At 72.6% G+C, this 12329-nt stretch carries 10 protein-coding genes and 1 pseudogene; 7 read left to right on the top strand and 4 right to left on the bottom strand.

Features of this window, described 5'->3' with window-relative positions; translation table 11 throughout:
- Positions 1 to 4: 4 nt before the first annotated feature.
- Positions 5 to 1216: a DNA polymerase IV gene (gene dinB, locus MTP03_RS18975; protein ID WP_248489528.1), complete on the bottom strand. Its 1212-nt coding sequence runs from the start codon at positions 1214 to 1216 to the stop codon at positions 5 to 7.
- Between the two features lie 463 nt (positions 1217 to 1679).
- Between dinB and MTP03_RS18970 the strand changes: the two genes are divergently transcribed.
- The 6 genes from MTP03_RS18970 to MTP03_RS18945 all read left to right on the top strand — a co-directional run bounded on the left by MTP03_RS18970 (position 1680) and on the right by MTP03_RS18945 (position 8279).
- Entirely contained in the window at positions 1680 to 3368 is a 1689-nt protein-coding gene (locus tag MTP03_RS18970) for an alpha/beta fold hydrolase (RefSeq protein ID WP_248489527.1), read from the top strand.
- The gene (locus MTP03_RS18965; RefSeq protein WP_248489526.1) at positions 3365 to 3568 is read left to right on the top strand and encodes a hypothetical protein; all 204 of its coding nucleotides are present in this window, start codon (positions 3365 to 3367) and stop codon (positions 3566 to 3568) included. The genes MTP03_RS18970 and MTP03_RS18965 overlap by 4 nt, the downstream gene beginning before the upstream one ends.
- A complete protein-coding gene (locus MTP03_RS18960; protein WP_248489525.1) occupies positions 3555 to 4124 on the top strand; it encodes a hypothetical protein in 570 nt (189 codons plus the stop codon). Before MTP03_RS18965 ends, MTP03_RS18960 begins: the two co-directional genes overlap by 14 nt.
- Before the next feature lie 296 nt (positions 4125 to 4420).
- Positions 4421 to 5302: a zinc-binding dehydrogenase gene (locus tag MTP03_RS18955; protein ID WP_371820992.1), complete on the top strand. Its 882-nt coding sequence runs from the start codon at positions 4421 to 4423 to the stop codon at positions 5300 to 5302.
- Positions 5289 to 6326, top strand: coding sequence for a proline racemase family protein (locus tag MTP03_RS18950; RefSeq protein ID WP_248489524.1), 1038 nt, complete (start codon positions 5289 to 5291; stop codon positions 6324 to 6326). The genes MTP03_RS18955 and MTP03_RS18950 overlap by 14 nt, the downstream gene beginning before the upstream one ends.
- 78 nt (positions 6327 to 6404) lie before the next feature.
- Entirely contained in the window at positions 6405 to 8279 is a 1875-nt protein-coding gene (locus tag MTP03_RS18945; protein ID WP_248489523.1) for an SDR family oxidoreductase, read from the top strand.
- A 10-nt stretch (positions 8280 to 8289) separates the two neighbouring features.
- Here the strand turns inward: MTP03_RS18945 and MTP03_RS18940 are convergent, their stop codons facing one another.
- Positions 8290 to 8979 carry a response regulator gene (locus MTP03_RS18940; RefSeq protein ID WP_248489522.1) on the bottom strand — a complete coding sequence of 230 codons (690 nt, stop codon included), beginning with the start codon at positions 8977 to 8979 and terminating at the stop codon, positions 8290 to 8292.
- Positions 8976 to 10538, bottom strand: coding sequence for an ATP-binding protein (locus tag MTP03_RS18935; protein ID WP_248489521.1), 1563 nt, complete (start codon positions 10536 to 10538; stop codon positions 8976 to 8978). The genes MTP03_RS18940 and MTP03_RS18935 overlap by 4 nt, the downstream gene beginning before the upstream one ends.
- Before the next feature lie 96 nt (positions 10539 to 10634).
- On the opposite strand from MTP03_RS18935, the gene MTP03_RS18930 reads away from it, so the two are divergent.
- Positions 10635 to 11993, top strand: coding sequence for a cation:dicarboxylate symporter family transporter (locus MTP03_RS18930; protein WP_248489520.1), 1359 nt, complete (start codon positions 10635 to 10637; stop codon positions 11991 to 11993).
- Positions 11994 to 12114: 121 nt separating this feature from the next.
- Here MTP03_RS18930 and MTP03_RS24005 read toward each other — a convergent pair.
- Positions 12115 to 12324: pseudogene (locus MTP03_RS24005) on the bottom strand (hypothetical protein); the annotation flags it as partial.
- Between the last annotated feature and the right edge of the window lie 5 nt (positions 12325 to 12329).

Below are 12329 nucleotides of genomic sequence, written 5' to 3'. Positions count from 1 at the left end.
CCACTCAATCCTGTTCCGCCAGGATCGGCGCGTCCGGACCCAGCGGGCGGTGCAGGAGCGCGCCCCGCGTCACCGCCGCGCGACCGAAGCGGCCGCGGAGCGCGTCGAGCGCGAGGTCGAGATCGGCGTCGTGCTCGCCACCGTCGAACGGGAGCGTGAGCTGCACCGCGCCGTGGTTCTCCAGGTTCGCCAGCGACAGCCCGATCAGGGTGCAGCCTCGCTCGCGGATCAGCGGCATCGCCTCCTCGAGCAGGGCCCGCGCGGTGGCCAGCACGATCGCGGTGAGGTCGGTGGGCTCGCGCAGTGACCGGGACCGGGTGACGGCCGTGAAGTCGTCGAACCGCAGGCGCAGCTCGACGGTGCGCGCGACCCGCCCGGCGGCCCGCACCCGCTCGCCCAGCCGGTCCACGATCGCCAACAGCACCGCCTCGATCTCGGCCTCGGACCTGACCCGCCGGCCCAGGGCGCGCTGCGCGCCGATCGACTTGCGGCGCCGGCCCGTGTCGACGCGGCGCGGGTCGTGCGCCAGCGCGAGCGCGTACAGGTGCCGCCCGGTGCCGCGGCCCAGGAGTGCGGCCAGACGGTGCTCGCCCAGCTCGGCCATCTGCCCCACCGTGGTGATCCCGGCGTCGTGCAGCCGCGCCTCGGTCTTCGGGCCCACGCCCCACAGGCGGCGGACCGGCAGCGGATGCAGGAACTGCAGCTCCGTGCCGGGCGGGACCTCCAGCAGACCGTCGGGCTTGCCCACCTGGCTGGCCACCTTGGCGAGGAACTTGCTGCGCGCCACGCCGACGGTGATGGGCAGGCCCACCTCGGCCTTGACCCGCTCGCGCAGCCGCTGCGCGATCCGCACCGGGGTGCCGTCGATGTGGCGCAGCCCGCCGACGTCGAGGAACGCCTCGTCCACGGACAGGCCCTCGACCAGCGGGGTGATGTCCCGGAAGATCGCGAAGACCCGCTTGCTGGCCTCCATGTAGGCCTCGAACCGCGGCGGCATGGTGATCGCGAACGGGGCGAGCGCGAGCGCCTCGCGGTGCGGCATGGGGGAGCGGACGCCCTTGGCCTTCGCCTCGTAGCTGGCGGCCAGCACCACGCCGGATCCGACAAGCACCGGGCGGCCCCGCAGCCATGGGTGGTCGCGCTGTTCGACGGAGGCGTAGAACGAGTCCAGGTCGGCATGCAGGATCGACGCCTCGGTGCGCTGCTCCATGCCCATGACCGGAGTATGGACCGCGCGTCCGACAGGTTTTCCGGGCCGGATCCACAGCGCACCGGACGTGTCCCACATCACACCGGGGTGCGGGTAAGTCAACCGCCTTCCAGCGCGGATCCATGAGGGTAAGGGGCCGGTAAAAGCGCTGCTGGACCGACGTACGAAAATCGGTTCCGGAGTGACTCTCAGGGTGTGGTAAGGCGATGTCCAGGAAGATCGATTGACGCCGGGAACGGGCGGCGTTACGTTGCGGCCGTTCCTGATTCGAGCAGCGGAACAGGGGCGTTCACCACAGCCGATCGCGCCGTTCGGGCGCCGGACGTAAGGGGCTTATCCATGGCCGAGATGATTTCCAAGGTGAACCGGAGCGCTGTCCTCGCGGAGATCTCCGCGGACATCGACCGACCCGCGTACCTGGGGGCGACCGCCCCGGTGACCAGCGTGGGATTCGCGGCAGGTGGCGGGGGTGGTGTCGACGTCGCGGGAATGGGCGCCGACGCGAACTTCGCCGCCGCGGCAGGGCCTTCTGATCCGGGAGGCACGGTTGCGGCCCGCGGTCAGTCGTCTCGGCGCCCTCGACGGTGCCGAGCGGCTGGCCGCGGTCTGCCACGCGATCGCGTCCGCCGAGTACCTCGCCCGCGAGATCGACCGCGGTCCAGGAGGATTGGCGGACTGGTCGATCGACCGCGACGAGTTCCTGGCCCGTTCGCCGCGACTCGGCCGCATCGCCAATGCGGTCTCGGGGCGCGGGGCCACCAGGGCGATCCACGTACTGCGGCTCGCCGCCTCCGCAGCGGTGCTCGCCCCGTCGCCGCGCGCCGTGCGCCTGGCCGCCGATGCGGCACTGGCGATCTCGTCCGCGGCACAGCAGCCGCGCAACCGCTTCGGTGCCGACGGTGCCGATCACGTCTCGTTCCTCGTGTCCTCCACGTGCGCGCTGGCCCGGGCGGGGCAGCGCGATCCGCGGCTGGTGGACGCGTGCCTGTGGTATCTCGCCGCGCAGGCGACGCTGTCGTACACGGCCTCGGGCTGGGTGAAGGTCACCAGCCCCGTGTGGCGGTCGGGCCGGGCGGTCCTCGATGTGACCCGCACGCGGACCTACGGTGATCCCTTGGCCTGGAGGATCTTCCACGATCACCCCCGGCTGACCACCGTCCTCGAGCGCGGCGTGCTGGCCTGCGAGTGCCTGTTCCCGGTGAGCCTGTTGTTCGGAGGGCGGCCCGCACCGCTGTTCGCGGCGGCGATGGGCGGCTTCCACCTCGCCAACACCCGGGTGATGGGACTGGGGCGCTTCCTGTGGGCGTTCACCTCGATGTATCCGCCGCTCCTCTACGCGACCGACCCTCGCCGGCGGGCGGGCGTAGACGACGCCGGTGATCCGCCGCGGAGCGGAGCCTTCCCCCGCACTGTGGGCCTGGCCGCCCTCGCCGGCGCGGGCCTGCTCGCGGTCGAGCACCTCCGCCGCCGACGCCGGGTGCGGGCCGGGCGGGGCGATGAACGGACACTGCTCACCCGGGCCGGCGAGATCCGCTACCGCGACCTGGGCGCGGCGTCCGATACCGCTGCGCCCGTGGTGATCCTGGCCGGAGGGCTGGGCGCGGTGCCAGAGGGCTGGGAATGGATCGCGGCGGACCTGGCGGGCGATCACCGCGTCGTCGTGACCGATCGCGCGGCCCGGCCGCCGGACACCGGCGGGCCCGGGCTCGTCGGCGACGTGCAACGGATCGCGGATCTCGCCGCGGCGCTCGGGGGCGGGAATCCCGTGCACGTCGTGGGGCATTCGATCGGCGGCTACCTCGCGCTCCGCGCGGCCGAGGCGCAGCCCGCGATCGCCGGCGTGACCCTTCTGGACGCGAGCCACCCGGGCCAGTTCCGGCGCTCGCAGGTCCAGGCCCGGGGACGGAGCAACTGGGCGCGGCGCTGGCGATCATCGCGTGGTCCATGCGGTGCGGCCTCGGCCCGCTGGCGCAGCGCCCCGCATCGCTCGGCCTCCTGCCGGCGGCGGTCCGGGCGCTGGCCCTGGACCGGTTCCGGGAACCGTCGCTGTGGACGGCGGCCCGGCGGGAGTGGCGCGCGCTCGGGCAGGACGTCGCCGACGGCGGCGGTGTCGCCCCCGCGACGGCCGTCCCCCGCCTGGTGGTCACCGCGTCGGTGAGTGAGGACAACGATCCCGTCCACGGCGAGCTGCAGGACGAGTACGCCGCGGCCGGTGTCCGCGCGCGGCGCGCGGTGATCGACGGCGCGGATCACGACCAGCTGCTGTACGACCGCGAGCACGCCACTCGCGTGGCGGCGCTGATCAGGGAGTTCGTGGCGGCGGAGGCGGCGACGGGAGGCGGGCGTGTCCCCGCGTGAGCGCGCCGCGTGGGCGCGCACCGTCGAGTGGGGGCTCGCGGGCGCTCTGCTCGTGACCGCGGCCGGACAGCACCCGAACCGCATGTTCGATCGCGTCCGGCGCGCCGACCGGCTGGGGATCCTCATTCCCAACTGGCGGTTCTTCGCGCCCGAGCCGGCGCGCCACGACTTCCACGTGGTGCACCGGGTGGTCGCGGCGGACGGGAGCGTCGGGGAGTGGCGGGACACGGCACCGTCGGAGCCCCGGCGGTGGCGGCACGCCGTGTACTTCCCCGAGCGCCGACGCGACAAGGCCCTGTCCGACATCTGTACTGAGGTCGGCGTCCGGGCGTCGCGCGGCGACGTGCGCGACGCGACGGTGTACCGCCTGCTCCGGGAGTTCGTCCGGGCGCAGGTCCGGCGGGACCTCGCGGCGTGGGAGGACGGCGACGGTGCCGTCGGCCTCCAGTTCGCCGTGATCCGGTACGGCGGTTACGACGATTCCGAGGAGCCGCAGCACATCCTGGTCTCGGAGCTCGTCCCGCTGCGGGACGGCGCCGGCGACGCGGATCTGTAGCAGTGGTCATGAAGCGGCTGACGGGAGGGTGCGCCGTCGTTACCATCGGGACATGGAGTCATCAGTTCCATCCGGTGCTCCTGCGACGATGAGGGCCGTCCAGCTCGTCGGGCACGGCGGGCCGGAGAACCTCGTCTACCGCGAGGACGTCCCGGTGCCGGCACCCGCCCCCGGCGAGGTGCTCATCGACGTGCACGCGTGCGGTATGAACAACACCGACGTGTGGGTGCGCGAGGGCGCGTACGGCACCGAGACCGACCCGGGGTCGGTCTCCACCGCGCCGGGGCCGCTCCACGCTGGTCTTCCCGCGGATCCAGGGCGCCGACATCGTCGGCCGGATCGCCGCGGTCGGCGACGGGGTCGACGCCGCCCGCGTCGGCGAGCGGGTCATCGTGGATTTCAGCATCTACAACCGCCCCGAGGGCGACGAGAGCCTCGCGGACATCGACTACATCGGGCACGGCCGCGACGGCGGCTACGCGGAGTACGTCGCCGTTCCGTCGGAGAACGCCCACCGCACAACGGCTTCCATGAGCGACGCCGAGCTGGCCACGTTCTGCTGCGCGTACCTGACCGCCGAGCAGATGCTCGACCGCGCGCGGCTGGCGGGCGGGGAGAACGTCCTGGTGACCGGCGCGTCGGGCGGCGTGGGGTCGGCGATCGTGCAGCTCGCCCGGGTGCGCGGCGCGGTCCCGTACGCGATCTCGAGCCGCGGCAAGGAGGAGGCGCTCCTCGCCATCGGCGCCGAGCGAGTCGTCGTGCGCGGCGGCGATGATCTGGTGCGCGACGTCGAGGCCGCGGTCGACGGCCCCGTCGACGTGGTGGCCGACCTGGTGGCCGGGCCGATGTTCAACGACCTGCTGCGCATCCTGCGCCCGGAGGGGCGCTACACGACCGCGGGCGCGATCGGCGGCGCCGTGGTGCAGCTCGACCTGCGGACGATGTACCTCAAACAGCTCGAGCTGCACGGCTCGTCGCAGGGCACGCGGACGGCGTTCCGCCGCCTGCTCGGCCGCATCGAGAGCGGCGCGGTGCGGCCCCTGCTGCACGGCACCTACCGGCTGTCGGACATCCACGCGGCGCAGCGCGCGTTCGTGGGCAAGACGCACATCGGGAACCTCGTGGTCGTCCCCGACCGGCACTGGGCGGACGTGGGGGCGCCGCATGCTGCGGCGTGAACGGTCGCTCGAGCTGATCGACACCCAGTCCGGCGGCGACGTCAGCCGGATCGTCGTCGCGGGGATCGGCCCGATCCCGGGTTCGACGGTGCGCGAGAAGGCCCGGTACCTGCGCGACGAGGGCGACGGCCTGCGCCGGCTGCTGCTGTCCGAACCGTACGGCGACCCGGCCATGTCGGTGGACCTGATCGTGGAGCCGGGGCGCCCGGAGGCGCAGGCGGGCTACATCATCATGGAGGCGATGGGGTATCCGATGTACTCGGGCTCCAACACGATCTGCACGGCGACCGCGCTGCTGCAGAGCGGCGCGATCGCGATGCGGGAGGGGCGGCAGAACGTGGTGCTGGAGTCGCCCGCGGGGCTCGCGCGGATCGAGGCCGTGGTCGACGACGGGCGGGTGGAGTCGATCACCACCGAGGGCGAGCCCGCCTACGTGGCGCGGGAAGGGCTCACCGTCGAGGTCCCGTACTACGGCCGCGTCCGGTTCGATCTGGTGTGGAGCGGCGCGTATTACGCGGTCATCGACGCCCGCGACCACGACTTCACGCTCGGCCCCGAGGAACAGATCGCGCTGACGGCGTTCGGCGACGGGTTCGTGCGCGCCGCCGGGCCCGACCTGCTCCAGGAGCACCCGGACCTCGGCGACGTCGGGCCGCTGTCGTTCGCGCACTTCACCGGGGCGGTGCGCAGGACCGGCGACGGCCGGTTCGAATCCCGGTCGGCGACGTACGTGCACCCGGGGGTCCTGTGCCGCAGTCCCACGGGGACGGGGACCTCGGCGCGGCTGGCCCTGATGCACCGGCGCGGCGAGATCGCACCGGGGCAATCGCTGGAGACGGTCTCGCCCCGGGGTAACCGGTTCGTCGGCACGGTCCTGGCCGCAGTGCACGTGGGCGAGTACCCCGCCCTGCGGTCCGCGATCACCGGGAGCGCGCGACTGATCGCGCATTCGCGACTGGTGGTGGACCTCGAGGACCCGCTCGTGGACGCGTCGGATCTGGAGGGGCTGCTCACAGCGGTGTGACCGCCCGTTGCGCAGAACTGACTTTGAGTAAGGTTACTGAAAAGTCAGTTGCTGAGAGCCTCACCGAGGAGTCGCACGATGAGTACCTACCTGATCACCGGGGCCACCGGATTCCTGGGCCGCCGGATCGTCCCCGAACTGCTGGAGCGGGACCCGGACGCCGTGGTGCACCTGCTGGTACGCCCGTCGTCGGTGGGCAAGCTGGACGAGTGGCGCGAGCGTTGGGGCGGCCGGGTCGTGCCGCTACCCGGCGACCTGGAAGCCCCGGGCCTGGGCCTCGCCGCCGAACCCCAGGGTGTGGACGCGGTGCTGCACCTTGCCGCCGTGTACGACATGGCGGCGAGCGAGGAGGTGAACGACCGCGTCAACGTGGAGGGGACGCGCGCCGTCATCGCCCTGGCTCGGAGGCTCGGCGCGCAGCTGCACCACGTCTCGTCGATCGCCGTCTCGGGCGACCATCGCGGCACCTTCGCGGAGACCGATTTCGACCTGGGGCAGGGCTTCCCGACGCCCTACCATCGCACCAAGTTCGAGTCGGAGAAGCTCGTGCGCGAGGCGGACGGCCTGCGGTGGCGGGTGTACCGCCCCTCGGTCGTCGTGGGCGATTCGCGGACGGGCGAGATGGACAAGGTGGACGGGCCGTACTACTTCTTCCGCCTGTTCGGGATCATGGCGAAGATGCCGTCGATGCTGCCGGTGCTGATCCCGGACACGGGCGATACCAACGTGGTCCCCGTGGACTACGTGGCGGCCGCGCTCGTCGAGCTCATGCTGCGGCCCGGGAACGACGGTGCCGTGTACCACCTGGGCAACCCCGAACCGCAGAGTGTGCTCGAGCTCTACCGAGCCATCGCGCGACCCGTGGGCGCCCCGATCGCGGTCGGCACCGTGTCGCGCCGGGTGGTCGGCCCCGCGATCCGGCGCAGCGGTCGTGGCCGGGTGAAGGTCCTCCGCGACACGGCCCTCAAGCAGGCCGGCGTGCCGCCCCGGGTCTTCGAGAACCTCGGATTCACCGCGGACTTCACCACGGAGCTGACCCGGAAGGCGCTGCAGGGGACGGGGATCGAGCTGCCCCGGCTGGAGGACTACGGGCCCCGGCTGTACGAGTACTGGCGCACCAACCTCAACCCGGACCGGCTGCGCCGCGGCCATTCGGTCTCGGGGCGCACCGTGGTGATCACAGGCGCCTCATCGGGCATCGGCCGGCAGACGGCGATCACGCTCGGCGAGCTCGGCGCCCGGGTGATCATGCTGGCGCGCAACGCCGCCGAGCTCGAGGCCACGGCCGCGCAGGTCCGCGAGGCCGGCGGCGCGGCGTATCCGTACGTGTGCGACGTGACGGACGCGGACGCCGTCGACGCGGTGGTCGCGCGGATCCTCGCCGAGCACGGTCATGTCGACTATCTGATCAACAACGCCGGCAGGTCGATCCGCCGTTCGGTGAGGGCCTCGACCGGCCGCATGCACGACTTCGAACGGACCATGGAGGTGAACTACTTCGGCGCCGTCCGCATGATCCTCGCGCTGCTGCCGCACATGCGGGAGCGGGGATTCGGGCACATCGTGAACGTCTCGAGCATTGGTGTGCTCGCGCGCGGCCCGCGCTTCTCCGCCTATGTCGCGAGCAAGGCCGCGCTCGACGCGTTCACCGACATCGCGGCCACGGAGACACTCTCGGACCACGTCACGTTCACCAACGTCCACATGCCGCTCGTCCGCACCGACATGATCGCCCCGACCGAGGCGTACGACGACGTCCGTGCGATCAGCCCCGAGCACGCGGCCCGGATCATCGTCCGCGCGCTCCGCGACCGGCCCACGCGGGTGGACACCCCGCTCGGCGCCCTCGGCGCGCTCGGCCGCACCTTCACCCCGCGCATCACCCGTCGGATGCTGCACCAGGACTATCTCGCCTCCGCGGATTCCGCTGCGGCCAAGGGAGTGTCGGCGTGAGTCGCCGGGATCAGAGCCAGCGGTAGCGGATCTCCGGGCGGCCGCGGCCGCCGTACTCGGTGACCCGCTCGCACAACCGGTCGTCCGCCAGGCGTTCGAGATAGCGCCACGCCGTGACCCGCGAGACCCCGGTGCGCGCGGCTACGTCCGCCGCCCCGAGCGGCGAATCCGCATGGCGCAGTGCGGAGGTCACGGCCTCCATCGTCGACGGTGCCATTCCCTTCGGTGCGGAGGTGGCCGACGGTGCCTCGCGGAGCGCGGAGAACGCGGCGTCGACCTCGCGCTGGCCCACCTCGTCGCCGCTGAGCGCCTCCCGGAACGAGCGGTAGCGGGCGAGCCGATCGGCGAAGGCGGCGAACGTGAACGGCTTGATCAGGTACAGGATCGCGCCGCTCGCCATCGCGCCGCGGACGGTGGCGATGTCGCGTGCCGAGGTGATCACCATGACGTCGGGGCGCGGGGTCACGTCCGCGAGGTCCGCGGCCAGGTCGAGGCCGCTGCGGTCGGGCAGGCCCACGTCGGCGAGCACGAGGTCCACCGGGGTGCCGGCGGCGGCGTACCGTCGGACCCGCGACAGGGCGGCTGCGGCCGTACCGGCCACCCCGGTCACCGTGAACCCCGGTATCCGGGTGACGTATTCGGCGTGGGCGCGGGCGATCTGCGGCTCGTCCTCGACCACCAGCACGCGCACCGCGGTCATCGCGCCCCTCCCGTCGTGCCGGTCATGGTCACCGTGACCGTCGACGGTCCGCGGTGCGCGGCGATCGTGCCACCCGCCTGCCGGACCAGCTGGTCCACCAGCGCGAGCCCCAGCCCGCCGCCGTGCGCGCGGTCGCTGCGGTCCTTGGTCGAGTATCCCCGGGTGCGCGCCCGCGCGAACTCCTCGGTCCCCATGCCGGGCCCGCTGTCGGCGACGGCGAGCACCCAGGCACCGTCGGCGATGCCGGCGCTCAGCTCGACCCACCCGCCGGGACCGGCGGCGTCGATCGCGTTGTCCACCAGGTTGCCCACCAGTGTGAGCAGTTGCGCGTCCGGGAGGCCCGACGCGGCGAGGTCGGTGCCGGCGGCGACCGTCAGCTCCACGTCCAGCGCCGCCGCGGCGGCGGTCTTGGCCACCAGCAGCGCGGAGGTCGACGGGGTGGCGTCGCCCGCGAGCCGGTCGATCAGGCCCTGCGACGCGGTGCGGTCGGCCACCGCCAGCTCGGTCGCGGCCGCGCCCTCACCCAGCTCGATCATGGTGATCACCGAATGCAGCCGGTTGGCGTGCTCGTGCGCCTGCGCGCTGAGGGTCTCCGCCAGGGAGCGGGCGGTGTCGAGTTCGCCCAGGACCGTCTGCAGCTCGGTGCGGTCGCGCACCGTGAGGACGGTGCCGAGCGGCCCGGTGGGGCCGGTCACGGGCCGCCGGTTCACCAGGAGCACCCGCGACGCGGTCACGTGCAGTTCGTCGGTGAGGTCGTCCTCGCCCTGCAGCGAGGGCGGCAGATCGGACCGGACCACGGCACCGCCGGGCAGCTCCAACAGGCGGCGGGCCTCGTCGTTGACCACGCGCGCCGGACCGGCGGGCGCGTCGGCGTCGAAGACGACCAGGCCCTCGGACAGTGTGTGCAGCACGGCGTCGTGGTGCTCGTACAGGCCGCGCAGGTCGTCCGAACTGAGGCCGAGGGTCTGCCGGCGAAGGCGGCGTTCGGCGAGGAACGACAGGGCCACGAGCACGACGAGCCCGGCGATCACGACGGCGAGGATGCGGGGGAGGGCGTCGCGCACCTGGTCGCCGAGGCGCGCCCGCGTGACGCCGGCGGACACGAGGCCCACCAGGGTCCCGGACGCGTCGTACACCGGCGTGACGGTGCGGATCGACGGGCCCAGGCTGCCCGCGTAGGTCTCGGTGAAGGTCTCGCCGGCGAGCGCCCGGTCGATCGTGCCGGTGAACTTCCCGCCGATGAGGTCGGGGTTCGCGTGGCTCAGGCGGGTGCGGTCCGGGCGCATGATCACGACGAAGTCGAGTCCGGCCAGCCGCCCGATGCGCTGCGCCACAGGCTGCGCGATCGATGCCCCGTCGGGCGCAGCGAGGGCGGCCACCGTCGAGGGCGACGACGCCAGCGCGACCGCGGCGGCCCGGGTCTGCGCGCGGGCGGTGCGATCCCCGTCGTCGCGCGCCTGCGTGATCACCAGCCACGACGCGCCCGCGGCGATCACCAACAGGACCGCGACCTGGGCGAGGAAGGACTGCGTCGCGACGCTGCGGGTGCGGGTTCTCACGACTAGCAGGTTTACACAATGAACAGAAGTTGTGCCGCAGGTCACAGTTCTCGGAGTATTCAACGTGCAGCTCGGAACCGATCCAAGGAGGAACTCGTGGCGGATATCGCGGCGGCCGCGCCGGCGGCGAAACACAAGCGCGACAAGACCCACTGGCTCTACATCGCCGTGATCATCGCGGTGATCGCGGGCGTCGTGGTGGGCCTCGTCGCCCCCGAGTTCGGCAAGAGCCTCAAGCCGCTCGGTGACATGTTCGTCGACCTGATCAAGATGATGATCAGCCCCGTCATCTTCTGCACCATCGTTCTGGGCATCGGCTCGGTCCGCGCCGCGGCGAGCGTCGGCAGGATCGGCGGGCTCGCGCTCGCGTACTTCATCGGCATGTCGACGTTCGCGCTCGGCATCGGCATCGTGGTGGGCAACCTGCTCAAGCCGGGAACGGGTCTGGGCATCCACCCGGATCCCGCCGTGGCCGCGAAGTACGCCGATCAGGCGCACGCGGCGGGCGGCACGTGGGGCTTCATCCGCGGCATCGTGCCCGAGACGCTGTTCTCGGCCCTGACCGCCGGCAGCGTGCTGCAGGCACTGTTCGTGGCGCTGCTGGTGGGCTTCGCCCTGCAGGCCATGGGCCCGGCCGGTGAGCCCGCGGTGCGGGCGATCGCGGTGCTGCAGAAGCTCGTGTTCCGCGTCCTGGTCATGGTGCTGTGGCTCGCGCCGGTGGGCGCGTTCGGCGCCATCGCCGCCGTGGTCGGGGCGACGGGGTTCGACGCCGTCATCCAGCTGGGCTGGCTGATGCTCGCGTTCTACATCACCTGCGTGCTGTTCGTGTTCGTGGTGCTCGGCACCATCCTACGGCTGGTCACGGGCCTGTCGGTGTTCAAGCTGGCCCGCTACCTGGCCCGCGAGTACCTGCTGATCGTCGCGACGTCGTCCAGCGAGTCGGCGCTGCCGCGGCTGATCGCGAAGATGGAGCACGCGGGCGTCGAGAAGACCACCGTGGGCATCGTGGTGCCCACCGGCTACTCGTTCAACCTGGACGGCACCGCCATCTACCTCACGATGGCGTCGCTGTTCATCGCGGACGCGATGGGCTCGCCGCTGAGTTACGCCGAGCAGTTCTCGCTGCTGCTGTTCATGATGATCGCCTCGAAGGGCGCCGCGGGCGTCACCGGGGCGGGCCTGGCCACCCTGGCGGGCGGCCTGCAGAGCCACCGTCCGGAGCTGCTGGGCGGCGTGAGCGTGATCGTGGGCATCGACCGGTTCATGTCCGAGGCCCGGGCGCTGACCAACTTCTCGGGCAACGCGATCGCCACCCTCCTCGTCGGGAAGTGGACGCACACCGTCGACCTGGCGCAGACCCAGCGCGTCCTCGACCGGCAGGACCCCTTCGACGAGGCGACCATGGTCGACGACCACGTGGAGGCCCCGCCCGCGGAACCCGCAGCGGCGCACTGACGCGCGCCGACGGCTCACGCCGTCCTGACCGCCGCTCGCGGTCAGGACGGCGTGAGCGCTTCGCGAGGTCGCGGGCCTGTTGCTCGGTGAAGTCGGCCGCGAGCTGGATCGCGCCGTTCCTGATCGGGTCCGCGATGATCGGTGCCGAGAGGACCCGCGCGTCGACCACCATCGCGAGCTGCTTGCCGACGTTCCCGGACGTGGCGGTGGCGAGTGCGGCACCGTCCTCGTCGGTGAGCTGGATGTTCACCACCCACCTGCCGCCGCTCTGGTCGGCGCCGGCGGCGCGCACCGGTGCGTGCGCCACCGACCGCCCGAGCCGGAACAGCATCGGGC

It is taken from the genome of Tsukamurella sp. PLM1, assembly GCF_023168325.1.
In the GTDB taxonomy this organism is placed as follows: Bacteria; Actinomycetota; Actinomycetes; order Mycobacteriales; family Mycobacteriaceae; genus Tsukamurella.
The sequence above is the reverse complement of the archived record's forward strand: the minus strand, read 5'-3'. Positions and strand labels throughout refer to the sequence as shown.

Coding starts and splice junctions, on each gene's coding strand:
- dinB (WP_248489528.1), bottom strand. CDS start 1,216: ATGGGCATGGAGCAGCGCACCGAGGCGTCGATCCTGCATGCCGACCTG.
- MTP03_RS18940 (WP_248489522.1), bottom strand. CDS start 8,979: ATGACCGCGGTGCGCGTGCTGGTGGTCGAGGACGAGCCGCAGATCGCC.
- MTP03_RS18950 (WP_248489524.1), top strand. CDS start 5,289: ATGCTGCGGCGTGAACGGTCGCTCGAGCTGATCGACACCCAGTCCGGC.
- MTP03_RS18945 (WP_248489523.1), top strand. CDS start 6,405: ATGAGTACCTACCTGATCACCGGGGCCACCGGATTCCTGGGCCGCCGG.